Here is a 25,551-nt window from a genome sequence, read left to right on the forward strand (position 1 = left end):
CTAAATGCCCTCCTTTCCAAACTGCATATCCTGCCTCCTGAAAGCAAATATTATCTTTACCCTGTGATCTGGATAGACTTCGATCCTGTGTATCAGAGTACGGACTGCTTCTGATGTCAGATCTGTTTTTTCACTCCCCTTTACCAAAGTGCGCAGAAAATGGTTCTTCTGTGCCGTTTCAAAGTCTATTTTCTTTAATCTTTCTGCAATGTCTGCACTTTTCTTCTGCAGGAGAAGAGTGGTTTTATCGTTGTCTTCCTTTTCCCGCCGGAAGCTTTCCTCGTCCATTTCCCCCATGCGGTACTTCAGGTACTGCTCGCTTCCGAGCTTTTTTACATTTTCAATCCTTTTTTGAATGTGAAGAAGCTGCCTGTTCCATTCCTCCTTTTGGGCCTCTGCCTCCCGCTTATTGCTTTCCACAAGCTCTTTTGGACGCATTGCAGAAAGGGAAAATTCCTGCCGGACCGCTTCCTTTACAATATCGGTAAGTGATGCCAGGGTAATGCTTTTCGTAACGCATTTTTCCCCGTCAATCCGGTCCTTCTTAGGGCAGTTATAGCTGTATGTCCTCACCCTGTCTTTAGAGCTGAACTGTTTTATGGCAGTGATCCTTGTCATTTTCGAGCCGCAGTCACCGCAGAAAAGGACATCCGCAAATATGTCTTCCTCTACCGGAACCGCTTTGGAATATCCTTTCTTGTTGCAGTAAACAGATGATTTTTCAAACCTTGCGGCGGCTTCAAAAAACATATCCTCACTGATGACTGCTTCATGGGTATGCTCCTTTACGGACCAGTCCCCGGAATCAATATCATGCCTGCTGCGCATCATGTAATCTTTTCCGCAGGTCCGCCCTTGCACAAGGCAGCCCATGTAGACCGGATTTGTCAGAATCATTTTTACGGTCCCCTTGGACCACTGCACAGGCTGCTCCCCTTCTTTAAAGTATATATTTCCTGTTTTGTGATATTCCGCAGGTCTGGCCACCCTGTTCTCATAGAGCCACTGTACAATCTCTTTCCTGTTTTTTCCGGAAAGAAACAGCTGAAATATCTTTTTTACAATATCCGATGTGGTTTCCTCAATAAAAAGACACTTTTTATCACCAATCCACTCTGCACGGTATCCATAAGGAGGCACACCGCCTGTATAGCTGCCCTGCTCCCATTTTTCTTTCCTGCTGGCTTTCACTTTAGCAGCAATGTCCTTTGCGTACATTTCATTGACCAGATTTTTCAGGCTGACACCCCATGTCTCATCCCCGCCGGACAGGTTCATGCTGTCAAAATGGTCTGTAACCGCTATGAAGCGGACCCCCATGAATGGAAAAATCTTTTCGATATAGTTTCCCGTTTCGATGTGGTTTCTCCCAAAACGTGACAAATCCTTTACTATGATGCAGTCAATCCTCCGCATCCTTACATCACGCATCATGCGTTCGAAGCCTTCTCTTTTAAAATCCGTTCCGGTCTTTCCTATATCGGTATAGCAGTCAAATACAGTCATGTCATTCTGCCTGCTGATAAAATCCTCTGCAATTTCAATCTGTGTTTCAATGGATTCATTTTTCCGTGCCCGCAGGCAGGCATCCCTTCCGCCTGCCTTGCTTCCATCTACGGAAAGCCTTGCATAAATACCCACAGAATACATTTTTTTCGGCTTATCTGCTGCATCAGAAAATGCCTTCCGCTTTTTAGAGGTTCTTGCCATCTGCTCCAGCCGGCAGAGCCGGCTTTCCCCCCTTTCCATGCTGCTTATCCGCATCTATATAATCCGCCAGCATAATCACCTTTGAAAACAGCTCCTTAAATCTCATTTCCAGGTACACACGCTTATCTTCATACACAAGAATCCGTTTCACAAAGGTAACCAGTGTGGTACGGTCAAGCTCTGTAACCTGCATTGCCGTTTTCATCCGCTCCAGGTTCATGCCTGCGGATACGCCCGACTGAAAGAGTCTTTTTATCGTCTCTTCCTGGCTGCGGACCGCCTGCTGAAGCTCCTGGTAGCGTTTTTCATAAATTTCCCTGAAATTCTTAAAATCTTCCTCCGTAATGATTCCTTTTTTTAAATCCTCATACAAGCCGGCCCTGAGCGTCAGATATTTATCCTGTTCGCTGTACAGCCTTTCAATCTCCTTGTCAAAAGCTGCTACTTCTTCAAAATGAATCTCCATCTGCCCGATTGCCTCAAGCACCTTGCTTTTATCTAAGAACAATGATACCTGCTGTTTCAGGCCATTCAGTACAAGACGGTTCAAATCTTCCTCTGGGATTTTATGTCCGCTGCATCCCCCGCCCCTGTTCTTTGTGGAGCAGATAAAAGAAACTGTTTCCGTTCCCTTGTAACGGTTTACTCTGCGTGTCATTGGTTCCATGCAGTCCCCGCAGAATAGCAGTCCCGCATAGATGTGCGACTTTTTTTCTCCTCTTCCCGCACGGGTGTCTACCTTTAACAAATCCTGTACGATTTCAAAATCCTCTTTTGAAATAATGGCTTCGTGGGCTTCCTTAACCTTCGTCCACTCTTCCTCCGGCTTCCTGATAGACTTTTTCACTTTATAATTTACTTTTTCATCCTTGCCCTGCACCAGCGTCCCAATGTAGGCTTCATTTGTAAGAATCCTCTTGACCGCAACTGATGACCACCTTGTTTTTACTCCGGTCACAAAGCCGGTATGGTATTTCTCCCCATTCATCTTTTTATATTCCATCGGAGAAAGAATCCCCATTCCATCCAGCAGCTGTGCAATGGCAAAGCTGCTGTAACCGTCAATCTTCCATGCAAAGATTTTCCGTACAATACCAGCAGCATAGTCATCCGGCACAAGAAGATTTTTGTTTTTATCGCTTTTCCGGTATCCGTAGACAGCAAATGCGCCGATAAAGTCTCCCTTTTCCCTTTTTGCCTGCTGATGGCTTCTCACTTTGCCGGATATGTCCCTGGAATAAGAATCATTGACAAAGTTTTTCACGGGAACCACCAGCGACGTCTCATGATAATCCGCTGTGAGTGAATCAAAATGGTCTGTAAGGGCGATAAAACGCACAGAAAAAGCCGGGAAGGTCTTCTGAATCAACCGCCCGGCTTCTATATAATCTCGTCCTAATCTGGATAAGTCCTTTACTATGACACAGTCAACATTCCCCGCCTCTATATCCTGCATCATCCGCTTGAATTCCGGTCTGTCAAAATTGGCTCCGGAAAAACCATCGTCTACATAAATATCGTAGATTTCCATGTTATCCTGTGTGCGGATATAAGAACGGATCATGTCCCTTTGTGAACGGATGCTGTTGCTTTCTGCTTTTCTGCTTCCTGCGTCAATGCTGCCAATATCCCCTCCGCCTGCGGTGGAAAGATCATCACGGCTTAAACGGAGATAAATGGCTACATTATAAAATTCTTTTGCTTTCATCTGCGTTCCTCCTGATTTAATATTGTTAGCAAAACCCGTCCTACGGGGCTGTGTAACCTGCAATCAGGATTCCCACTGAAATAATCCTGCCTTTAGGTTAACATAATTTTATTTGATTGTAAAGCGCTTTCCGTTTTTTCAAACCATAATCTGCGTTTTCCTCTTAGTCAGCAGAATCATGCGGTCATCTATCGTATCATTTGTTCCCTCCATAAAGCCAATCTGCAAAATATATTCCCCCACATTCTGGGCGAATGGATTGCCTGTCTGTTCCATGTAGGACTGAATGCGGCTTTCCACACACCGCCCCGTGTCAATCACGATCTCCTCTGCACTGATAAGCTCCTCCCGCTTTAAGTCCATGATATTCATTGACTGCATACGCTTCAATTCTTCTATTGAAAAATCCATACTGCTCCCTCTTTATGCCTGTTCTTTCCTATTGTATTCGTACGGCAGATTGTCCCATAACATAAATTTCTGCCTGTTCCTTCCATATGCTGCGGCATGAAAGGCACATCCTGCCTTTTTTGGGCAGATATGTAGACGCCGGGCAATCCGCCCGGCTTCGCTGTGGTTCTTTTTTCTTCTATCTGCTTCTTTCCTTTTGCCCATTCCTTCCTGCGGCCTGGTCATGCTCCTGCATATCCGGAGCTTCCTCAGCCGCCTTTCTTTCAGTTTTTTCACAGGCTTTCACATTGGAATGATCCAAAGTAAAATAGCCTGCCATGGCTTTTGCATACTCCTCCCCAGCCATTTTATAATTTGCCCCAACCTTTCTTGCCTCGTCATCACTCAGAGGCTTGTTCAGCTTTTCCAGTATTCTTTCAGTTTCATCTGCCTTCATCTCCGGATCGAAATCCTTCAGGCGGAAATCCAGCTCTGCCGCGATATACTTCTCAATCATGTCAGACGTAACCTTCCGGGCCGCTTCCTCCATCGTGATTACACAGTCTTCCTCGCGCAGGTAATATGACTGTATTTCCTCCAGGACTGCCTGCGGAACATCAGCCGAATACCGGTTCGCAGCGTCAAGCATCCATTGATAAACAGCATTTTTGCTTTCATTGATCTGTGTCTCCCCATCCCTGGTTTCAGACTCATACGCTAAATTTGTCCCATACTTTTCTCTTTCCATGCTTCCTCCTGTCATCCCGGCAGGAAAGCTTCTGTTTCCCGCTGTTGTTTTATCAGTTATATTTATTAAATACTCCTACCTGCACCTGCACCGCCTCGGTAATCCTCGCAAGAGTTTCCCCATCCACCCTTCCCATGTTCTCAATAATTCTGCCATAGTCAAGGGCTGTCACCTGCTCGCATAGGGCGATGCTGTGCTGCTCCAGTCCCTCCGCTCGGTACGCTGACACGAACACATGGGTGGGAAGGTTTTTCTTTTTAAAGATTTTGCTGGAAAGCGGAACCACCGTAATTACGGTGCTGTGCCTGTTCGCCATGTTGTTGCTGACGACCACCACAGGACGCATTCCCCCTTGCATGCTCCCCTGGTACTGGCCGCCGAAATCCACATACAGAATGTCTCCTCTCCGAATCTTCACCAGCAGCCGCCACCCCCGTCCCATATCCAGATGATACTGTCAGCGGCAGGCTTTTCTTTCTGGTACATATAAAAATTCATCGTGGATAATTCCAGAAAACCTGCACCTATATTTCCGACATCTTTCATAAATTCTTCCAGGTCGTCCCCATCCTCTGCCAGATCTGCCAACTTGTCCACTGCCACCAGGTCATACTGCCCGGTCAGCAGAAAGGAAATGATCAGATTGACTGCATCACGGTCAATATCCCTGTCCGGTCCCTTATTTACGACCACGTCATTCCCTAACATAATTCCATGAGAGAGACATTTTTCTCTGGCCTTTGCAGCCTTCTTACGGATATTTTCCTCAGATTTATTGGAATTCAAAAATAAAACAGCCGCAGGAAGATTTTCCCTGGCAGCATCTGGCATAATACCTGTCTTGCACATATCTCTGCACCTGCTCTTTCTTTGATTATTACAGAAAGATACGCCGGCTGTTTTTTTTCCCTTTCATATACAGCCTCCCCTGATAATTTAAAACCCATTTTGATAAACAGCATATTCCTCTTCCCTTCTCACTTTTAGCCCAGGATTCCGATCAACATATGCTTGTGCTTCCTGCTCATTTCCTTCATAGAGGTATTGATAAGCGTAGTTATAATCAAAATTCTCCAATAAACTCCATACTTCTTCATCATCCCTCGCTGACATTGCATCTACCACCTGTTTTGTCAGTGCATTGGAATTTCTATTATAATATAAATCTATCGCTGCATCATAGGCATTCTGATCCAGTTCTTGATTCGTTATATCCAAATATTCATTTAACTGCTTCTTTGACTGATCTAATATAATTCTGAGCAGTCGTTCTCCTTCTTCTTCACTCACCGTACCGTCTGAATTGTAATTTATTTCTATATCAGGATAGAGATACATATCAAATCCATATGCAATTGTTTTTCCGCCATTATATGGTGTTGCACAAAATCCCTCTTTTTGTTTTATGAATTCCACTATTTTATCTGTATAATCTCTGGCAGAAGGTTCTGAAAAAGTATCTTCTTCATCCTTAATTATATTTTCAAACGCTGTTCCATGCACAGCTCCACTGGTTCCCTCTTTAAACCTTGCATGCAGTAAATCATCACAATCTGCTTCTTCCCAGTCTATATCTTCTGAACACTCCCCTTTGACACGATCAAGGGCAGCTTTTTTTTCATCTTCCGTTGCATAGTCAAATTCATCTTCACTTACCTCCCTGTCCTGCCCGGAATTAATGGGCATGATAATGCCTCCGTGTTTACAGACCAGAAAGGAATCCATTGTTAATGTATTGCAGCCTTCTGGATGTTCTGGATCTTTCTCTACTTTTTTTGAATTATCTACAATCCTGGTCTTATCATAAGACTCCAGCCACGTCCCTATAATATGCGGCTTGCACTTTTTCCCATGGCATTCTTTCCCGTCGTCCCCCACCAGCTGTATCTGTTCCGTATCTAAATCTTCCCCGGGAGTGCAGACGCCAAACCATGTGATGTTTTCCTCTTCTCCTTGAATGCAGTCTAACTCATGTACAACGGCATGAACCTTAATATAGACCCCATGGCAAGGACTCAGGTTCATTTTCCGCTTATTGCTTCCCTGGCTGCACATCAGCTCTGCACCCCGTACCAGATATGCTGGTTTTTCCTTATTTGCATTGTGCTGCATCAGATGTTCCTTTATGACTGCCGCCGATTCTTCTTCATCCGTGTCTTCCAATTCTAATTCTTCATGCTTGTCATACGCTTCCTGCTGTTCTTCTTCCCCAAATGCATCCCATTCTTCCTGCTGGCATTGAATCTGATCAATGTCTTTTTTCAGTCCTTTTTCCTGATTGCCTTGCTCACTCATCGTTTTCCTCCTATGTTACCCGCAGCTCTGTTACGCCGATGCCCCGAAACCCTCTTTTTAGCATACTTTCTACAATATCAAGGTTTCCTACAATATACTGCTTTTCTATATTCCCTATCCTGAAAATAGCACAATCCTTTATTTTTTCCCTGTCTAGTACAATTTCTTTCAAAAGGCTGTGGTTCAGATTAAAAACCGTCTCCGGGGCAAGGCAGTCCACTTCTTCAAAAATCGGCAGAAAATACCGGGATACCTTCTCCGCATCCTGATCTAATAATACAGTTTCTTTCCATATTGTCCTGGGTTCATACATAGTTACCACCTTCTTCGCCTCCTGGGACATTAAGAAAAGCGGCGTAGAGATAATATCCGGATAAAAAGTATCCTCATCCCCCTTCACAAACAGCAGCTGCCGGGAAGATATTTTATAGGCACTTTCTAAATGGATATTCCGGATGTCTATTTTTTCATACCAACGGACTAACTGTGGCAGCTGGGAAATTTTTTTATCTGTTTCAAGAAGAAAATACTTCATCTGTTTGCCCTTTCTGATATATCAGGATACCCTTCTCCATATACCTGCCAAGTATAACCTTGACCTTTTCATCCAGCACATTAAACTTCTGACATATCTCCTCAACCGATGCAGGTATTAATTCCCTCAAAAGCAGCATTACCAAGAAATAATGGTTCCAAATATATGTATTGCGTATGCCCTCCAGCTCATACTCTTTTATCCTGGGTATTTTCCTTGCCGCCATCCGCTTAAAAAATTCCATATCTTCTTCTATAAACTCAAAAATAAATGCCGGACTCCAGTATTCACATACAGGCGCATCGTCCAGCTGAAGTCTATCATCATAAAAACCTATCTGGATTTCGTAGCTCTTTGTCAGACTGCTGCTGAATAAAATGGATAGGATAATATAATTTACTTTTTTCCCCATATCACTACATACCGCAGCTCCCCGATATACAGTCTGTGCAAACTCCCGGTGAATACTCTCCCAATTTTTCCAGTAATAATCCTTTATTTTCTCTTTACTCTTTGTATACCTTTCCTCATAGTAATCGCTGATAATGTCATTTATCTGCTCTGTTCTATCCATAATGTACCTTCTATTAAATCAATTCAATCGAACCTTTGTTCCTGTCATCATCATGCTTTCCGATAATACCATGCTGGTATTCCCTTGCTTTAAAGAAATTTTCTTGGGGGATACTAAGTCTATATTTGCTTTTACACTCGTAATTTCAATTGCCTCTTCTGATTGGATGGTAATCTTTTTATCACTGATAATGGAAATCCCATCTTGATCCGCCAACTCGACAGACATGCCATTATTGTTTGTCACCAAAATGGAATCCGGCTTCAGCAGAATTTCTTTTCCTTGTTTGTTCATAATAGATTTGTAATCAGGATTCGTCCTTTGTGCGCTGTTGCTTGAAGGCAGATGTACTGAACTTAGCACATAAGCTTCATTCTCATCCTCGGAAGGAAAATACAGCCTTACGCTATCCCCTGTTTCCGGCATGCAGTACCAGCCGCTTCCATCCGGTGACGAATACACTGTTGCATATGGAAACCATCTGCCAGGACCAGGATATTCATTTTTATGTATCTGGAGTGTTACAGAAGTGCCTTTCACCCCCATCACTGTTGCCTCCAGCGATATCCCGGCTAAGCGGCTGGCATGGAATAGCTGCTGCTCAAGAACCTGGCTGCTGAATGTATATGTATGGTATAGCTCTCCTTTTTGCATTTCTGTTTGTCTTTTTATTATAGACAAGGTATTTCCATGGAAACTTACGCTGTCCCCAAGATCATAAATTTCCCTTAATGTCCCTTCATAAAAAACGCCCATATTTGTCTGCCGGACACCAAACTCTGTCAGCAGTATCTGTCCCCTGTAAGCACCTGCAGGTCTGCCAAAATAAAACTTTATGCCGCTTCCAATGTAATTCGGATAAACAGCTGTTCCGCACAAGTCTGCGATGAACTTTGCAAATTCCCAGTCTGTTTCCTCATATTGGCATAAAAACCGGTTGATGCTTTTCCTATTGCCTGTTTCCATAATGTAGTCATATTCCTGATAGGAACTTCCAAAGGAAGCAAGTATTTGATCATAAGTGCAGCCGGAATCCTGGAATGCTCTGATATGGAAATCTAAATCCATCAAAAAACTGCCGGTCTGGAGTATGACTTCTAATGTTTTTAGGCCGTTTTCAACACCGATAGCTCCATATGTCACGATTCCCGTAAATAAAATTTCACTCTTTTCATTCTCATCATATACTTTTACGGATGACCATACGGGCTCAGTTAATAGTTGAAGATACTCATCTTCTTTACTGCTTTCCATATATCCTTTGACTGCCATAAAACCGTGTTGATTTGCACAAACCGTGCCGCTGCATTGCAACACTTCTAATAATTCAAATGGCTCCAATGTGATTCTCTGCGCTCTCATACCCGTTTTTCCTCCTTCGAAAGATCCAGAATCGAAAACATCATCTGCTTCGCCGGTTCTCTCCATTCCAGTGTGTCTGCGTAATCACAATTAAAAGTACCGTGCAGCATTTTACCTCCTATGATTGTAATAAACATAAGGTTGTATACATCTGTGTCCAATCCATAACTTTTAAATTCAAACCATCCAATTGGAACATTTTTCTTTTCAACCTTGCTTTCATAAAAAACGAAAGCCGGGTTTAATCGTTTCAGCGCTTCCTGCGATTGATCCCTTAATTTTTTGATATTCTCTTCATAAATTTCAACATCGGTCAGGCTCATGCCCAAATTGACAGTGGTATCACGGCTTGTTTTAATAATCTGCGGTCTTTGCTGGGAAGAATATTTAACCTTTGCCATTTTTTGTGGCAGCGTGACAAATGATGTGGGAAGCATAATGCTCAGTTTGTCCTGAAACATTTTTTTCTTTCAAACTGAACCAATTCATTTTTTATATACATTCCAGTTTCCAAGGAATTATATTTCTCCTCCCTGGCTCTTCTCCTGTATTCCAATATTTTTTCATCCAAAAATTCTTCCATTCCCCTTGCCCCCTTCTCTCTCACTCCACAATTATTTTTTTTTCGGCTGTCCGGTTTTTTTCTGGCCCTACCCTGTTGTCTACAATTCGTACAAGCTTTTCATAAAGGCTCTTTTTGCTGTGCTGCCGCATTTGTTCTATCGTTTCTTTCCCGCTTTTTTCACTTAAATACGCCGCAATCACCCTACGCTCCACCATTCCTTGCGCATTCCATATGAGAAAACAAAAATTTATATCTACTATGTCCTTCCCCTCTTTTTCCCACAATTCCTCTGCAAATTTAAGCAGAAGCGCAGGATGCAGTGTAGTTTCCCCCACGCCCGCTACAGCCGCATATATTAGGTTAACCGTATCGTATTCTGTCGCCATATCAGAAAAACTTTTATAGCTGTATCGCAGTGCTGCCCCCTCCCTAAGATAGAACCGGCACATTTCCAACTGATTTTCACTGCACTGGAGAGTTTCATCTAAGAAGAAACGGACATGGTAAGTCTTACTGTCTGGATTGCACTCTTCCTCTGAAAATTCTGCTTTCAACGACCTCCACGCATTTTCCGGCTGGTAAGGCACGATTTCTTCCTCCTGCAGCAGATAGATAAAACCACGAAATTTTAATATTCCCTTTTCAATGGCAAGAGCTCCTTCCTCCGCCCGAATGCCGCATCCACCCAAAATACCATCCGTATAATCAGCATAATAGAGCTGCCATCCTGCATAGGTGTAATCTCTTAGCATCCATAAGCTTTCTTTTTTCAATATGCGCCTTCCCGCAAACAAAGGATAATCATGTTCCATATAACTTTACACTCCTATTTCCTGCCGTCAAAAAAACTGTTGACCCAGTTATCGTTTTCAAAACCAAAAAACTCTTCCTTTCCCAGATAGAGTTCATCTGCGTCACAATAGACAGGGATTACCTGGAACCCCCACTCCTCCTGCTTTGCCCAGACAAAAAACTTTACATCCCCATTTTCAATGCTGTCTGTTTCCTTCTGCAAAATGTGTTCCCCGTAAATAGAAGCTATCTCCTCATAGCTCCTTTTACTGAAGTCTTCCAGCCTGCATATGTATTGAAACCTGCAGTGTTCTTCTCCTGATGCGTCTTTCAAATGGAGCTGCAGTATCAAATCCTCCATATGCCTCAGTACGCTTCCCGACTGATTCCAATCCCGGAATCCATCCACAAGCACCACTTCCCTCCCATTATGCGTATAAGCGGTAATACGGTATGGAAGGACGGCCTTCCCATTATCCAGATGAATATCTGCCAGGCCATATTTCCTATCACGCAGATATTCCAATGCTCCATTCACACAGGTCATTTTCAACTCAAAGTCAGCAGCATCAATGCTTGCACGTTTCCGAAACTGTATCATGCGCCCGGGAACAAATTCTTTTAGGGCATCCTTAAACAGATTAATTTTACAGGACTGCCCAGTAAGCTTAATAAAAGAAAAACCCTGAATCCTTCCCGTCTGATATAATTCTTCCATGAATTTAAGTACAATCCCATAGATTTCTCCTGACAGCAAAAGCTCTATCTCAAAATAATTCAGGGTAACTTCCGGGATTTTCTTTTTTACAGATAGTTCCTGACCATTTCGGAACGACAATTTCCATTTATCCAAATGGATTGTTTTGTTGTCCTTTGTTCCGCCATCCGCTGTTACCCTGACCTCTAAAGTCCCAACTGTCCCATACAACGCTTTTTTAATCTGCTCTGCTGTTTGAAACAGCGTGTAAAAATTATTTTTTACCTGGTAATATTCGTTGCGGTTATGGTGTTCAAAATCCGCAAATCTGGTTGGCAGGATTGCCTCGGCTTTTTTGTACTCCTGTTCCAAATATCCATAAAATTCTTTTACGCCATGTGCATCTACAAAGCGATAGACATCTGTATCCATATGCTCCAAGATTTCTTTTATTCCCTGGACATCCGAAGTACCTTCCGCATATACTAACGCTATTTTCAAAAGCTGCACAATACGGTAGGTCAGATTGTTTCCTCCAAAATCAGTATCGCCATTCTCATAGGTCGTTTCCATATAAATTTTGTAGGCAGCCCTTCGGTTCTGTATGCGGAATCGGTAGGAGCACAGATCCGTTGTCCCTCCTCCACAATCTATAATTAATGCCTCATAGAGCTCGTCATCCTCCAAGGAGTCCTTCTGCTGTGCTATTGTATGGTAAAGTACCGCCATACCCTCATCAAGCATTTCTCCTGTATTAATCTGGTAATCCGGAAGAATTGCCTGAAACATTTTCTGGAAATAGTACTTCTGCTTTACCGGACTTGAAATATGCACCTGCGAAATACGGCACTTAAACCGATTTTCCGTTCTATGAATAATATAAAGAAAAAAACGGCGCAAAAGCTCCGCACGTTTAACGAATCGACGCCTGCCTTGCCTGTCAACAATTTCCTCTTCCTTGTCATATTCCCCTATCCAGCGTTTGATGTCATAAAAGATGCAAAAGCCCTCGTCAATATAGCTGGCATCTGCAAGCCGGAGTGCATCATAGCCATATAGAAGCTTATAGTCGTTTTCTTCTACTGCTGCTACGCTGATGACGCTCGGTAAAAGTATGCTCTCTTTATCTCCATCCTCAAACACCGTATAGCTGATTGCATTTTCCCGGCAGCTTTCCACTGCCGCTTGATTTCCGATACTGTTAAAATAAACAGTGTCTAAATACACCCCAGCCGCAGTATTCACTGAGCCAAAATCAATGGCCAGCGGAAGTGTCAGCGCCACGGGCTGTTTTACCACAAAATCAATTAGAGGAATATTGTATATTTCAATATGCTCTGGCAGTATTGTATTCTCTCCATAATAAAGCTTGTACAGGCACTCGGACAAACGGCGGTCCATACAGAAAATACGGTAATCCTTTCTTTGCGTTTCCTGTGCCCGCATCGCCGCAGGCTTTGTGATATACAGATTTTCCCGATCTCCCTCACGCTCTTTCATATTTAAAATAGTGCAGATTTTCCTGTCGCTTCCTATTAATAATGCGTTAGTTCCCGCTAGCTCCTTGCGGTAGGGAATGGTATATCCGTCATAATACTCTATGGAAAGACTGTCATAAGCCACAATTTTCCCACTACAAGATAAGCCTGTATCTTCCAAGAAAGTAATTCTGCTCTTTGCCAAAAACCCCTCTAACCTGTCCCTTCCTTCTTCCAGGTCTTCGCATATAAAGAAATCCATTCTTTTTCCCTTAGAACGCATAATCGTACGGATTAATTCTTCTCTGTCAAGAGGGTCAATGATTCCGTTTATGATTTTTTCACGGAAACAGATTTCCCTCAACTGATATGTTGTCATTAACTCCAGCTCTGCTTTTTCATAACCTGCCGTTCTATCTGCCATCAGTTCGTACTCTCCTTGCTCGGTTTTCCCGCTATATCAAAAGTAGCCTGTCTAAAATCATAGTTTCCTCTTCGTCCAAAATCCCAAAATGTTCTAAATAAAATATTTCAGTCTGTGTCCCAACTGGCAGAAATGTATCTAGCAAAAATTCCACCCGAGTCTCTTCCTCTTTGGTCTGCTCTTCCCCTACATAAATATAAAGCTCATTTGCCACATCCCGACTCACATAAATGATAGACCGCCCATATATTTCTCTGAACAGCTTCTCAAAAACCGCAGTCTGGTTTCCTGAACGGCTGACATCCAATAGTGCCAGCATAATATATTTCCTCTCGTAATGTGAAAACAGGTCAATTGCCTTTTTTGCCTTAGTGCCAAAACTCCCGCTCTCCATCTCTTTGTTTAAAAATCCAAGATAGTATTCCGTTTTTGTCATTCCCATCCTAAGATCTGTATGCGCCAGGTAATGGAAAACTGCATCCAGAAGAAGCGCTTTCGTATTCTCGCATCCTTGATTGTTGATATTCAGGATGTTTTCAAAAATCTGATAAAATCGGTAAAAAGGATTTACTTCTATGATATTTTGTTCCACGGAAACTGTATTCAAATCATAAAAGGAAACTTCCAGATAAGGGCTGTATTCCCTCGCCTGCCGATACCGTAAATGTTCTTCTTCTATTCCGTTTTCTTTCGCTGACAATACAACTTCCCATACATAATTCATAAATCCTGAACAGCCGCCTCCTATCTATTCCACTAAAATTCCAACGCATTTGTATTCGCAAAATGACATCTGTATCTGTGAAGTAAAAAAACGTACCATATCTTCACAAAAATCAGCATCCGGCCTCTTCCGCCGGAAAGACAATACCAATATTTTTCTTGTTTCCATCAGGAAAACTGTTCCATCGGAAAACGGATTCATATCCCCCTCAAGATAAACCGGCGGCTCCTTGGAGGTCACTGCACAGTCTATCAGCTCCACGTGGGAATTATCTTCAAAACTTTCTACCATCCAAAAAAGCTCTGTCTTACTCCCTGACCTTCTTTCACGATATTCTGTATAATTTTGGAAAAAGCTTTTCTTCCTCGCATTTCCCAAAATCTCATTTCTGTATCCTGGAGAGCTTATATCCACGTTACCTGCAAATCGGTATGCAACCCAATTCTGGAAAGATTCTTTATAGGAAGTCATGATAATCCTATCCTTTTCATGTCGGATTTTCAATATATCTTCATTAAGGCCAATCATATAGCCGCTCTCCGAATCATAATTTCTTAAATTCAGTTCGTGCTCGTAATATTTTGCGTCTATACAGGGGACCATAAATTTCCGGCAGTCGAAGGTAAATTTTTCAATATTCCACAAAGGCAACATTCCCGTTTTAATGTCTGCCTCCCAGCCTTTGAAATCAATCTTCCAATCTCTAATATCACTTTTCTCATCGCAATATACTTCATAAAAGCGATCCAGATATGCAGTATTCACAGTCACCCACCCTATCTGGTTCGTGACAAACATCTGATGCAAATCTTTGATTGCTTTCTGGAAACATTCTGCCTTGCAGATATGAAGTACATGCTCCTTCCCACTGGAATCTATGCCGGACAAAACCCCTGTTTTTTCAAATTCCATCCTCCTGCGAAAGCTCCCGTTAAAATAAACAAGATATGGTGCCAGTTTCTCATCATTCTCTTGGTTTTCTTCCCTTCCTTCCATAAATTCAGGGCAAATGGGAAAAAGAGTGCTGTTAATCGGATCATAGTCATCCTTTTTTATTACTGTCATAAATACGGCATATTTTTCATTGTGAATCTCAATTTCCTGCCAGATACGCTTTTCCAAATCCTCATATCTTTTTTCCAGCAAATCAAAAATCGGTATCAGTCCTTCCAGCAATAACTCCTTTGCAAATCTCCGCTCGTCCAAATTATCTATCTCTGCCAGCCGTTTCCGTACATACTGTTCCAGTTCTATCCTGTTCTCCATACCTGCTCCCATCAGCCTGCTGTCTGCGCAATCTGTACATCTATCTCTGCAAGGATGTCTGTAATTCTCTGTACGTCCTCATCACTGCCCAGTTCCTGATAGATTGATTTTGCCGACATATATTGTGATTTCGCGCCCCACAGATCCCCCGACTGTCTGCCTGCCAGTCCTTGGGCTTCATAAGTCTCCGCCCTTTTTCTCTTATCGTCCTGCTCTGCAAGCTTTTCTTCCACAGCAGAAAGTTTTTCCTCTGCCATGCCACTTAAAACGTTGTCCTCCAATTCCTGATACTTGGTTGCCGCCATTGTGTAATATACCTTTGCCCCGGTATAATCCTGTTCTAAGCAGGCTGAATCTCCAGCCGCCATCATCTCTGCAGCTGCCACTTCTTTCTCCGCCTGGCTGTCCGCCGCCTCCTGTGCCTCGCTTTCCGCGCTTGCTTTTTCCTGATAAAGTTTTTCCAATGCGTCCATTGCATTCTGCTTTCCTTCGACATCATGCACGGAAAGCGCTGCCTGTTTTGCGAGCAGGTATTTCTCCTCAGCTCCCTCGTAGTCCCCCTGTTCCATCAAGGCGTCCCCCAAGGCAATCTCATCCTCCACAGACAGGAATATGCTAATCTTATCCAGCTTTTTTTCCATATAGTCCGTTCCCACATTATCGGCATACCGAGCACGGTCAATCGCCGACAGATAATAACCATTCGCCTCCTCATAGTCCCCGTCGGCATAGCTTTCATCTGCCAGCAGCACAGTTTCAATCACGATCAGATATTCCTGAAGCCTGTTTTTCATAGAATCGTCCCGCAACTTTTGCGCCAGTTCTTGTGCCTGTGTACATTCCTCCTGTGCCCGGACATAGTTGTCTGTATTAATATATTCAATCGTACTAGTAAAATAATAGTTCATGTCCTCTCTCTGCTGCTGTTTCTTTCGGTAAAGAAGCCAAACCACTACACAAATCACGGCAAGGATAACTAGAGCTATCACACTGATAAGAATAATCTTTTTTGATGCGCTTTCTTTTCTGTGGATTTTGATATACCTTATTTATAAAAATAACGGCAAGCGTGTAGTTATCCAAGTTTTCCGGCTGTCTGGAAAGCAGAATATCCTCTATGCTGTCAATGGTTCCCTGTGCTTCGTTGTCCGCTTCCTCAAACACATCGTCCAACTCTGCTTCATGTACATTTTCCCAGATGCCTCTCGTATAAAGGGCGATGATATCCGTTTCTAACAGCTTTATTTTTTTTGAAATTACAGGCCGAAAATTTTTCATGCCTAGATAAGAATAGAGGTTGTTCCTTTCCTCGTGGCGCATGACCTCATCCTTTGGAATTTCCTCCCTCTCCACCATGCCTTGGGAAAGGGACATATCCGTTGTCTGTTCATAAACCGTCCCACCCCGATAGATACGCAACCGGGTATTCCCCGCATAGCCATAACGCATCTTTTGATAATCTGTGACTACAACCGTGACAGATGCCTTTAGCTGCTTGTAACTTTCCTTTCCTAGCAAAACGCGGTTTGCCAGCTTTAAAAGCCTTTTTACAGAATGCCTGGATATGGACGGTGCAGACTGAAAATTCACAATAATTGTTTCGATTGCCAGCTTAGCTCCTTCGTTGTCCGGCAGTTCCGTAATGCCATCTGCTATCACATAACAGGCAAACTCATCCAGCTCCACATATCCAAAGTAATCATTGTTCTTTATTTTGCTTCCTTCTTCAGAAATAAATTTCGCCTCAAAATTGCTGTTCTGTTTTCTCATTTGGGTTCTCCAACTCTGATTAAAATAACGCTGGCATTATCCTTATCTTCTTTTTTCCGGTTAATTGCCTCTACAAGCTCAAAAGCAATCTTTTTACAACTTTTCTTCTGTGCAAGAGCATCCTCTATCTGTTTCCAAGCAAGCCCCCGGTACATTCCCTCACTGAAAAGCACAATGATATCATCTTTTTTTAAACGTATCGGTTCATCATAAAACTCAATCTGCCGAAAACCGTCCCTACCGAGATAGTTATAAGTTCTCTTTTCATGCAGCATGGAAAGCGCATCTTCTCTTGTAATATTTCCCTGGTAATACTTTTCTTCCGCCAGTACATCCACCGTATGCCCGCTTCCGATGGATACCATTTCATTGTTTCGGTAAACGGCTGCCTTTACGTTTCCCACAATTCCATAAAACAAAAAACCGTCCTGAACCATAACCGCACTTGCAGAGGCCATGCCCCTTCCTTCGTCCATCTGCTTTAGGATTTCCCTATTTGCTGTCTGAAAGCCCTTTTGGAAAAAGTAGGAAGGGTGATCCAACATATTATATGTATCAAAGATTTCCCTGAATACCTGTATGACTGTTTTGGCCGCAATCCTGCCCCCGGATTCTTTTCCTCTGCCATCTGCCAGCACCGCAAGGAGGCCGTTTTCATTTTCTTCCACCATAAAATAATCCATTTGGATTTCCCGGCTTCCGATTGTTTTGCAGGTTCCAATTTCATAACCCTTCTTTCCCTTTACAAACATCAAAACAGCACGGTAGAAAAGGCATAAAAGCAAAGCTGTTGTCAAAACACATATTGTTATTTGCGGGGCATTCATTTGGAATCCTCCCACATATAATGCTCCCCACAAAATGGGATAAACAAAAACTGGCTGTCCCCCATTTCAATTAAATCATATGCATTTAAAGGCTGCGGAAGATAAACTGCCTGTCCATTCAAATATACTAACCCATTGCTGTCACCTGGCAGAATCATGTTTTCCCTCTTTTTAGCGTCAAACACAATGACCGCATGGTTTCTCCTGGATATTTTATTGTCCCCAAGTATCTGAATATCCATATCGTCCGCCCTACCCACAAAGTTCTTACCATCCATAATCCGGTAATCTTTTCCTCTTCTCGGGCCTTTTACACACACAATCCAGCCACAGACAGGATGTTCTTCCTCAAGGAATAAAATATCTTCTATCTCCTCCTGACTCCTTTCAACCGCTTTTTTCTCCTTTGTGGCCGTTTCAATGTTGCAATACGGACATACCGTCCCATACCTTCTGCTTGAAAACAAATGCCCGTTTTGACAGCGAATCAAATTACCGCTCATGATCTTCTCTCCTCTACAATGCTTTTAGTCTGGTATTTCCAATATAAAGAATATCTCCTGTATTTACCCTACACAAATGTTCCCCTGATACTTGATACAGTTTTCCATCCTCTTTCTTTTCGATTCTAATTCCATTCCTGCTTCCCAAATCCTCAACGAACCATTGTCCGCCCGCATAATTAAGGACTGCATGCTGACGATCTACCATACCGCCATATGACGGCATTCTCGAATTGCTGCGCGGCCTTAAGAAGGACGGTTATGCCCTTGCGATCGTATCCAATAAGCTGGATTCCGCTGTAAAGGAACTGAACGAGCTATATTTTGAGGGAATCGTGGAAGTTGCCATCGGGGAGAGAACGGGAGTTGCAAGGAAGCCCGCCCCGGACACCGTGTTTGCGGCATTGCGGGAGCTTGGCAGGACGCCGGAGACGGCGGTATATGTCGGTGATTCCGATGTTGATATCATGACGGCAAAGAACGCGGGACTGCCCTGCATTTCCGTGCTCTGGGGCTTTCGGGACCGGCCGTTTTTGGAGGCGCACGGAGCGGAGCATTTTGCCGCGACACCGGACGACGTGAGAAAATTTTTGGAATATATATAAGGGAAAGGAAATCTGAGAGAATGAAAAAGAGAGTGACAGTATGTATGCTTGCGGCGCTGGTGCTTGCCGCGGGCTGCGGAAATAGCGGACAGCCGTCCGAGCCTGTTTCGGAGTCTTCCACGGAGAACGTGCAGGAGACTGAGACGGAGGAGCAGCCTTATCAGGTGGAGATGGTGAATTACGCCAAGAGTGATCTGGTGGATATTAATTATCCGCAGATTACCGGATGGAGCAATGAGGAGAAGCAGCAGGAGTGGAATGAAATATTTGAGGACGCGGCGATCCAGATGGCAGGCGGAATGACCGGAGATACGGAGGAAAGCCCGCTCGGGGAAAACGATTCGGTAAGCATGACCTTTACCGTGGAGGAGCAGAGTGACGAGCTTCTTTCGCTGACCTGCCACGCCTATTATGCCTATGAGGGGGCGGCGTATCCGTCGGCGGCGCTCACTTCCTACAATATTAATATGCAGACCGGAGAGAAGGTTACTTTTGCGGATATGGCCGATCCCGGGCAAACCGCCGCGCTGCTGTTTGACGGGACCAAGGGGTACACGCTGCTGGATGCGGAGGGTTCCCCGTCCAGTGAAATTACCATGCGGGATGTTCTGGAATATAATTTTATCTGGATGGAGCCTACGCAGGAGGCGCTTGCCGCAAGCCTGTCCCATTTTGACGGGAGTGTGGAGGATTACGGCGAAAATGAGACGATGGGATATTCCTATCGCAGGGACGGAACCGTTTGTCTTATTTTTTATGTCAACCATGCCATGGGCGACTATGTGATCGTGGAACTGGAGTAGCGTGCCGTCGGAGGGCGGGTGTTTTCGCCCCGGCATCAGAGCAGGCCGTCGCTCATCTTAGCTTTGACCGAATAAGCATACTGGGACGGCGTCATGCCCGAAAATTTCTTGAATTGCCGGGAAAAATAATGCACAGAGCTATAGCCGAGCGCTTCCGAAATCTGAGTGAAATTCAGGTTATCCGCCCGGATATACTGCTTGGCGGCATCAATTTTGAGCCTGGAAAAATAGTGAATGACGCCGCAGCCGTCATGCGCGGAAAAAAGCTTTTGAAGTTGGGAGCTTCCGACGGAAAGCTCCTGGCAGATTTGCTCCATGGTAAGCTGACGGCCGATATTTTCCCGCAGATAAGCCACCGCGCGGCGGTAAAGCAGCAGGTCGTTTTTCTGCCGTATGGTTTTTTGCGGTAATTCAAAGTTTTCAAAATAGCCCATGGGATTTGAAATCTTAGGGAGATTGCCTTCCCGGCGGATCAGGCCGAGCAAAAATGCTTCCAGGTATAATTTTATCATCTGAAGACTGCCGAAGGGCGGCCTTTCTTTTAATTCCAGAGCGGCCAGAAAGGGATCATCCAGACGGGAGGAAAAGGTCAGGAGCGCTTCGTTGACCAGCCTCGCAAGGAGCGTGCGCTCCCGTTCGCCCGCTTTTAGTATCCGTTTACGGAAAAAATCCATAGCGGGAGAAGCGCAGGAAAAGGCGATCACAACCAGATTCGGGGCGACTACGCCGTTTGCGCGCACATTGTGAAATTCGTTTGGCTCATGGAAAATAATGTCTCCGGTTGTGAGCGTGTGCTCCGCTTCGTTTGTCATGACAAGGACCTCTCCCTTGTCTACAAAAAGAAACTCCCAGAAATCATGACGTTCCCCTGCAAAATAAAAGTCGCTGCGGTATTCAAAATAGTGAACCGTGACCACGTCGGTGACAGTTATCTCCGAATGCAGCGGAGTAAATAGAAAATCCGGCATTATGCACCTCTTTGTTCTTTGATGGATTGTATTTTTTCTGTATTTATTATAATACACAGACGGGAAAAAATCAAAAATGCACAGAGGCAACAGGCAAAAACCAAATACAATTGTGCACATTTCATGAGGGATCGTGCAAAGCATTTTTGGAAAATGGTGTTAAGATAAAGATAAAAGCAGCAGAACAATGTGACGAACGGCAGGCAGACGCAGTGCCGTATCAAAGGAGAAGGGGTGGACGTATGAAAAAACCGATTTTGGTCATTATGGCAGCCGGAATGGGAAGCCGTTACGGCGGACTCAAGCAGATCGACCCGGTAGACGGGGAAGGGCATCTGATCATTGATTTTTCTCTGTACGACGCAAAGCTGGCGGGATTTGAGAAGGTCATATTCATTATTAAAAAAGAAAATGAAGCCGATTTTCGGGCAATGATCGGCGACCGCATGGAAAAGCAGATGCAGGTGGAATATGTCTATCAGGAGCTTGCAAAGCTGCCCGCAGGCTATGACGTGCCGGAGGGGCGGATAAAGCCGTTTGGGACGGGGCATGCCGTTTTGTGCTGCAAGGATGTGGTGGATGCGCCGTTTGCGGTCATCAATGCAGATGACTTTTATGGCAGGCACGCCTTTTGTGCAATTTACGATTATCTGGCGGGACAGGGGGAGGATGTGCAATACCGCTACGCGATGGTAGGCTACACGCTGGAAAATACGCTGACGGAAAACGGCCATGTGGCGCGCGGCGTGTGCGCGACAGATGCGCAGATGCATCTGCTTTCGATTACTGAGAGAACCCATATAGAAAGACGGGGAGACATCACCGCATATACGGAGGATGACGGGGAAAGCTGGACGGAAATCCCGGCTGGCAGCACGGTTTCGATGAATCTGTGGGGCTTTACGCCGGAATTTTTGCAGGAGCTGGAAACAAGATTTCCGAAGTTTCTGGATGAGAATCTGAAGAAAAATCCGTTAAAATGTGAATTTTTCCTGCCTGCGGTGGTAGGTGAGCTGCTGACAGAGAAAAAGGCGGTCGTTTCGGTGCTAAAGTCGGAGGACCGCTGGTATGGCGTTACCTATCACGAGGATAAGGCTGCGGTTACGGCGGCAATCGCGCAGATGAAGCAAAGCGGGCTTTATCCGCAGAAATTGTGGGAATAGGGGGAGAAAAGCATGAGAGCAGAGGAAATAATTACCCGGTTTTCGGTACAGGGGAAGGTGGTTTCCCTGGAGCCTTACGGCAGCGGGCATATTAATGAAACCTATCGTGTTGTGATGGAAGACGGGAAAAAGTACATATTGCAGCGCATTAATACCTCCATTTTTACAAAGCCGGCAGAGCTGATGGAAAATATATGTGGTGTGACCGAATATCTGAGAAAGAAAATCATAGCAAGAGGCGGGGAACCCGAGCGGGAGACCTTAAACATCGTTCCGACGAAGGAAGGCAAAAGCTATCTTGAGGCGGAGGATGAAACATGCTGGCGTGTGTACCGATTTATCGAGGGGGCGACCTGCTATGACGAGGTGAAAACGCCGCAGGATTTTTATCACAGCGCGCTTGCTTTCGGGAAATTCCAGGCGGAGCTGGCGGATTATCCGGCACATACGCTCCATGAGACGATACCCGATTTCCACAATACGGCAAAGCGGTTCCGGGATTTTGAGAGGGCTGTTGGGGAAGATAAAATGGGGCTTGCGGCTGGCGTGCAGGAGGAAATTTCGTTCGCGCGTGAAAGGGCCGGCGAGACGGATGTGCTCGGAGAAATGTTACGGCGGGGAGAACTGCCGCTGCGGGTAACGCATAACGACACCAAGCTCAACAATATTATGATTGACGACGCGACGGGCGAAGGGATCTGCGTGATTGACCTCGATACGGTCATGCCGGGGCTGGCGGTGCATGATTTTGGAGATTCCATCCGATTCGGCGCGAATACGGCTGCCGAGGATGAACCGGACGTTTCAAAGGTCTCTCTGGATCTGGGATTATATGAAATTTACGTAAAGGGCTTTACGGAGGGCTGTGCCGGAAGACTGACAGAAAAGGAACTTGAAATGCTGCCGATGGGCGCGAAAATGATGACCTATGAATGCGGCATCCGTTTCCTGGCGGATTATCTGGAGGGCGACGTCTATTTTAAGGTACATCGCCCCGGACATAATCTCGACCGCTGCCGGACCCAGTTTGCCCTGATTGCGGATATGGAGCGGAAATGGGACAGAATGCATGAAATTGTAAAGAAATACAGCTAGGCCTGCTCCCGGAAGGATTTGCGGTAGGCGCTGGCACTCATGTGGCAGTGCTTCTGGAAGCACTGGGCGAAGTAGCTCTGGGAAGAAAAGCCGGAGGACTGGGCTACTTCGCTGATGCTGTAATTGGTGGAGGTCAGCAGCTCTTTGCTGGCCTTTATCCTTACACTGCACAGATAGTTAATCGGGGAGCAGCCGAAATATTTCGCAAACGAGTGTACCAGATAGTATTTATTCAGATGCGAAATTTCCGACAGCGTATCCAGCGTGATATCGGAGGTGTAATTTGCGTCGATATACTGCTTGATGCGGAAACAGTCGCGGCTGATTTTTTCAGAGGAAATGACCTCAAATGCAAAGTTAGTCCTCCGCAGCAATTTTACGATCATCACCTCCAGAAGATTCTGGCAGACAAGCTCGTAATTGCGTTTTTTCTCCTCCATTTCTTTTAGCATGGAGTTCATATAAAACATGAGGTCGGACTGGTCGTTGCGGCAGTTGAAAATAATATGATCCCTGTTGTCTTCAAAGGAAAAGCTTAAGCCCTCCACACCAAGAATAATGTACTCCAGAGGAGTGTCTTTTTCTGATATCTCCGTGTGGGAAACATTTGCGTTTACAATTACAAAATCGTCTTCTTTGATGGGATAAAGCCGGTCGTCGACCAGAAATTTCCCATGTCCCTTTTTCACATAGAACAGTTCGGTAAAATAATGTGTGTGCGGCAGGCTTGACCAGTCGTTTTCGTATTTTGAATAGGTCACATATAAAAGCTTTGCGCTGACGGACTGTGCGTCGGCGGCGTTGAGCTGGTATCTGGTAATCCCCATGCGTACCTCCCTGAAATTTTAGTAATACTGCTCCGCAAAAATGACGGATTTCATTAAAAAAATAATGCACAAAAAATTAATTGGATAAAATAACTAAAAATATAATTGTAAAAATGTGCTGATTATACAAAGTGATTATAATAAAAATAAAATAAAATACTTTTACACGTTAAAACAACTATATAAATATTAACAGAAATACATGAAAAAAGCAATATATATAAAATTAAAAGCAACATATGAATTGAATGGGACAGGAGGAAGGGATATACTATAGACATCAAGAGAACAACTGAAGAAATATAGGAGGGAATTGTATGAAGCTGAAAAAAGTTTTATGTGTAGCGATGGCAGCGCTGACCGCTTTTGGGGCAGCAGCCTGCGGCAGCAATACGACCGGCAATACCGGAGCGGATACGGGTTCTGTTACGACAGACGGTACGGAAACGTCAGACGCAGCGGATGAGGGAACTTCGGGGGACAATCAGGTACTTAAGGTGGCAGCGGTAGAGACAGCGTACGGTGCGCAGATCTGGCAGGACGTATGCGCGGCCTTTGAGGCGTCTCATCCCGGCGTGACGGTAGAGTTGACCATCGACAAGAAGCTTGAAGATGTGATCACGCCCGAGATGAAGTCCGGCGTATATCCCGATGTCATTATGAGAGCGGTTGGCGGAGAGCAGGCTCTGACCGAGACCTTTGTGAAGGATAATAATGTAGAAGATTTGACGGACGTTTTATCGATGACGGTTCCGGGAGAGGATGTGACTGTCGGCGATAAGATTTTACCGGGCTTTGTAGATAACTCCATCACGAATCCGTATGGTGACGGCAAGACTTATCTGATGCCGATGTTCTACGGACCGTGCGGATTGTTCTATAATCAGGGCCTGTTGGATGAGAAGGGCTGGACTGTTCCGACAACCTGGGATGAGATGTGGGAGCTTGGCGACAAGGCAAAAGCGGAGGGGATCGCGCTGTTTACCTATCCGACCACAGGTTATTTTGACGCTTTCTTCTATGCGTTGCTGCATGAGGCAATGGGAAGCGAGCAGTTTACCCAGGCCATGAATTATGGCGAGGGCATCTGGGAGACAGAGGAAGCTCAGACCGTATTTGACATTATTGAGAAGCTTGCAACCTATACTGAGCCGACAACTCCGGCAAATGCCAATGACAATGATTTCCAGAAGAATCAGCAGCTTATTCTGGATAACAAAGCAATCTTCATGCCGAACGGCACATGGGTAGTAGGCGAGATGGCTGAGGCTCCGAGAGCGGAAGGTTTTGAGTGGGGCTTTACCGCGCTTCCTGCAATCGTAGAGGATGGCGAGAGGGCTTCCTACACTTTCTTCGAGCAGGTTTGGATGCCGAAGGGTGCAGAAAATAAAGACCTCGGAAAAGAATTTATCGCTTACTTATACTCCGATGAGGCAGCAGAGATTTTTGCCTCCGGCGATTCTCCGGCGGTTCAGCCGATTGTCGGAATGTCCGAGAAGCTGTCAGGCGACAACAAGCTGTTCTACTCTATCTATGATAACGATGCGGTAGCAGTTATGGATGCATTCGCGACGACGGATCCGGTAGAGGGGATCACGGTCCGCGGCACTTTCTTTGACCCGGTAAACTCTCTGGTAACCGGAGATAAGACGAAGGATGACTGGGTGAGCCAGATTATATCTGACAGTGATGCACTCAGGGCAGCATTGAAACAGTAAAGGT

The 25,551-nt window shown here is 44.7% G+C and carries 28 protein-coding genes; 5 read left to right on the forward strand and 23 right to left on the reverse strand.

Going from position 1 to position 25,551, the window contains the following annotated elements:
* From SHK35_RS08105 to SHK35_RS14285, 21 genes are all read right to left on the reverse strand, one after another.
* Positions 1–1,749: a recombinase family protein gene (locus SHK35_RS08105; protein WP_318709384.1), complete on the reverse strand. Its 1,749-nt coding sequence runs from the start codon at positions 1,747–1,749 to the stop codon at positions 1–3.
* Positions 1,694–3,418, reverse strand: a complete 1,725-nt coding sequence (locus SHK35_RS08110) for a recombinase family protein (protein ID WP_318709385.1) — start codon at positions 3,416–3,418, stop codon at positions 1,694–1,696. The genes SHK35_RS08105 and SHK35_RS08110 overlap by 56 nt, the downstream gene beginning before the upstream one ends.
* A gap of 138 nt (positions 3,419–3,556) precedes the next feature.
* Positions 3,557–3,829, reverse strand: a complete 273-nt coding sequence (locus SHK35_RS08115; protein ID WP_318709387.1) for a DUF6870 family protein — start codon at positions 3,827–3,829, stop codon at positions 3,557–3,559.
* Between the two features lie 178 nt (positions 3,830–4,007).
* Positions 4,008–4,556: a hypothetical protein gene (locus SHK35_RS08120; RefSeq protein WP_318709388.1), complete on the reverse strand. Its 549-nt coding sequence runs from the start codon at positions 4,554–4,556 to the stop codon at positions 4,008–4,010.
* A gap of 52 nt (positions 4,557–4,608) precedes the next feature.
* Positions 4,609–4,974 carry a type II toxin-antitoxin system PemK/MazF family toxin gene (locus tag SHK35_RS08125; protein ID WP_318709389.1) on the reverse strand — a complete coding sequence of 122 codons (366 nt, stop codon included), beginning with the start codon at positions 4,972–4,974 and terminating at the stop codon, positions 4,609–4,611.
* Positions 4,971–5,405: a hypothetical protein gene (locus tag SHK35_RS08130; protein ID WP_318709390.1), complete on the reverse strand. Its 435-nt coding sequence runs from the start codon at positions 5,403–5,405 to the stop codon at positions 4,971–4,973. Before SHK35_RS08130 ends, SHK35_RS08125 begins: the two co-directional genes overlap by 4 nt.
* A gap of 87 nt (positions 5,406–5,492) precedes the next feature.
* Positions 5,493–6,851 (reverse strand): PAAR-like protein, encoded by a 1,359-nt coding sequence (locus SHK35_RS08135; protein WP_318709391.1) that lies wholly within the window; start codon positions 6,849–6,851, stop codon positions 5,493–5,495.
* Between the two features lie 10 nt (positions 6,852–6,861).
* Entirely contained in the window at positions 6,862–7,386 is a 525-nt protein-coding gene (locus SHK35_RS08140) for a hypothetical protein (protein ID WP_318709392.1), read from the reverse strand.
* Positions 7,367–7,960, reverse strand: a complete 594-nt coding sequence (locus SHK35_RS08145) for a hypothetical protein (RefSeq protein ID WP_318709393.1) — start codon at positions 7,958–7,960, stop codon at positions 7,367–7,369. Before SHK35_RS08145 ends, SHK35_RS08140 begins: the two co-directional genes overlap by 20 nt.
* Positions 7,961–7,978: 18 nt before the next feature.
* The gene (locus tag SHK35_RS08150) at positions 7,979–9,322 is read right to left on the reverse strand and encodes a phage baseplate assembly protein V (protein ID WP_318709394.1); all 1,344 of its coding nucleotides are present in this window, start codon (positions 9,320–9,322) and stop codon (positions 7,979–7,981) included.
* Positions 9,319–9,783 carry a hypothetical protein gene (locus tag SHK35_RS08155; protein ID WP_318709395.1) on the reverse strand — a complete coding sequence of 155 codons (465 nt, stop codon included), beginning with the start codon at positions 9,781–9,783 and terminating at the stop codon, positions 9,319–9,321. Before SHK35_RS08155 ends, SHK35_RS08150 begins: the two co-directional genes overlap by 4 nt.
* On the reverse strand, positions 9,765–9,905 hold the full coding sequence (locus SHK35_RS08160; RefSeq protein WP_318709396.1) for a hypothetical protein: 141 nt from the start codon (positions 9,903–9,905) through the stop codon (positions 9,765–9,767). The genes SHK35_RS08155 and SHK35_RS08160 overlap by 19 nt, the downstream gene beginning before the upstream one ends.
* A 20-nt stretch (positions 9,906–9,925) precedes the next feature.
* Entirely contained in the window at positions 9,926–10,699 is a 774-nt protein-coding gene (locus SHK35_RS08165) for a hypothetical protein (protein WP_318709397.1), read from the reverse strand.
* A gap of 14 nt (positions 10,700–10,713) precedes the next feature.
* Positions 10,714–13,278: a molecular chaperone gene (locus SHK35_RS08170; protein ID WP_318709398.1), complete on the reverse strand. Its 2,565-nt coding sequence runs from the start codon at positions 13,276–13,278 to the stop codon at positions 10,714–10,716.
* A gap of 31 nt (positions 13,279–13,309) precedes the next feature.
* A complete protein-coding gene (locus SHK35_RS08175) occupies positions 13,310–14,002 on the reverse strand; it encodes a hypothetical protein (protein WP_318709399.1) in 693 nt (230 codons plus the stop codon).
* A 24-nt stretch (positions 14,003–14,026) separates the two neighbouring features.
* On the reverse strand, positions 14,027–15,124 hold the full coding sequence (locus SHK35_RS08180) for a hypothetical protein (protein WP_318709400.1): 1,098 nt from the start codon (positions 15,122–15,124) through the stop codon (positions 14,027–14,029).
* Between the two features lie 155 nt (positions 15,125–15,279).
* Complete coding sequence (locus SHK35_RS08185; RefSeq protein WP_318709401.1) at positions 15,280–16,176, reverse strand: hypothetical protein; 897 nt, start codon at positions 16,174–16,176, stop codon at positions 15,280–15,282.
* Entirely contained in the window at positions 16,157–17,038 is an 882-nt protein-coding gene (locus SHK35_RS08190) for a PP2C family protein-serine/threonine phosphatase (RefSeq protein ID WP_318709402.1), read from the reverse strand. The genes SHK35_RS08185 and SHK35_RS08190 overlap by 20 nt, the downstream gene beginning before the upstream one ends.
* On the reverse strand, positions 17,035–17,865 hold the full coding sequence (locus tag SHK35_RS08195; protein WP_318709403.1) for a PP2C family protein-serine/threonine phosphatase: 831 nt from the start codon (positions 17,863–17,865) through the stop codon (positions 17,035–17,037). The genes SHK35_RS08190 and SHK35_RS08195 overlap by 4 nt, the downstream gene beginning before the upstream one ends.
* Positions 17,862–18,368 (reverse strand): FHA domain-containing protein, encoded by a 507-nt coding sequence (locus SHK35_RS08200; RefSeq protein WP_318709404.1) that lies wholly within the window; start codon positions 18,366–18,368, stop codon positions 17,862–17,864. The genes SHK35_RS08195 and SHK35_RS08200 overlap by 4 nt, the downstream gene beginning before the upstream one ends.
* Before the next feature lie 13 nt (positions 18,369–18,381).
* Complete coding sequence (locus SHK35_RS14285) at positions 18,382–18,594, reverse strand: FHA domain-containing protein (RefSeq protein WP_442867433.1); 213 nt, start codon at positions 18,592–18,594, stop codon at positions 18,382–18,384.
* Positions 18,595–18,601: 7 nt separating this feature from the next.
* Here SHK35_RS14285 and SHK35_RS08205 point away from each other — a divergent pair, with 7 nt between their 5' ends.
* Positions 18,602–18,973, forward strand: coding sequence for an HAD family hydrolase (locus tag SHK35_RS08205; protein ID WP_442867434.1), 372 nt, complete (start codon positions 18,602–18,604; stop codon positions 18,971–18,973).
* A gap of 20 nt (positions 18,974–18,993) precedes the next feature.
* Entirely contained in the window at positions 18,994–19,776 is a 783-nt protein-coding gene (locus SHK35_RS08210; RefSeq protein ID WP_318709405.1) for a hypothetical protein, read from the forward strand.
* 35 nt (positions 19,777–19,811) lie between these two features.
* On the opposite strand, the gene SHK35_RS08215 is transcribed toward SHK35_RS08210, so the two are convergent.
* Positions 19,812–20,744, reverse strand: a complete 933-nt coding sequence (locus SHK35_RS08215; RefSeq protein WP_318709406.1) for an AraC family transcriptional regulator — start codon at positions 20,742–20,744, stop codon at positions 19,812–19,814.
* A 242-nt stretch (positions 20,745–20,986) separates the two neighbouring features.
* Between SHK35_RS08215 and SHK35_RS08220 the strand changes: the two genes are divergently transcribed.
* Together SHK35_RS08220 and SHK35_RS08225 are read left to right on the forward strand one after the other, a co-directional pair.
* Entirely contained in the window at positions 20,987–21,907 is a 921-nt protein-coding gene (locus SHK35_RS08220) for a nucleotidyltransferase family protein (protein WP_318709407.1), read from the forward strand.
* Between the two features lie 12 nt (positions 21,908–21,919).
* On the forward strand, positions 21,920–23,002 hold the full coding sequence (locus SHK35_RS08225; RefSeq protein WP_318709408.1) for a phosphotransferase enzyme family protein: 1,083 nt from the start codon (positions 21,920–21,922) through the stop codon (positions 23,000–23,002).
* On the opposite strand, the gene SHK35_RS08230 is transcribed toward SHK35_RS08225, so the two are convergent.
* Positions 22,999–23,829 carry an AraC family transcriptional regulator gene (locus tag SHK35_RS08230; RefSeq protein WP_318709409.1) on the reverse strand — a complete coding sequence of 277 codons (831 nt, stop codon included), beginning with the start codon at positions 23,827–23,829 and terminating at the stop codon, positions 22,999–23,001. The genes SHK35_RS08225 and SHK35_RS08230 overlap by 4 nt on opposite strands.
* Positions 23,830–24,146: 317 nt before the next feature.
* Between SHK35_RS08230 and SHK35_RS08235 the strand changes: the two genes are divergently transcribed.
* Positions 24,147–25,547, forward strand: coding sequence for a carbohydrate ABC transporter substrate-binding protein (locus tag SHK35_RS08235; RefSeq protein ID WP_318709410.1), 1,401 nt, complete (start codon positions 24,147–24,149; stop codon positions 25,545–25,547).
* The last annotated feature ends 4 nt before the right edge of the window (positions 25,548–25,551 follow it).

It is taken from the genome of Candidatus Acetatifactor stercoripullorum (assembly GCF_944382095.1).
Lineage (GTDB): Bacteria > Bacillota > Clostridia > Lachnospirales > Lachnospiraceae > Acetatifactor > Acetatifactor stercoripullorum.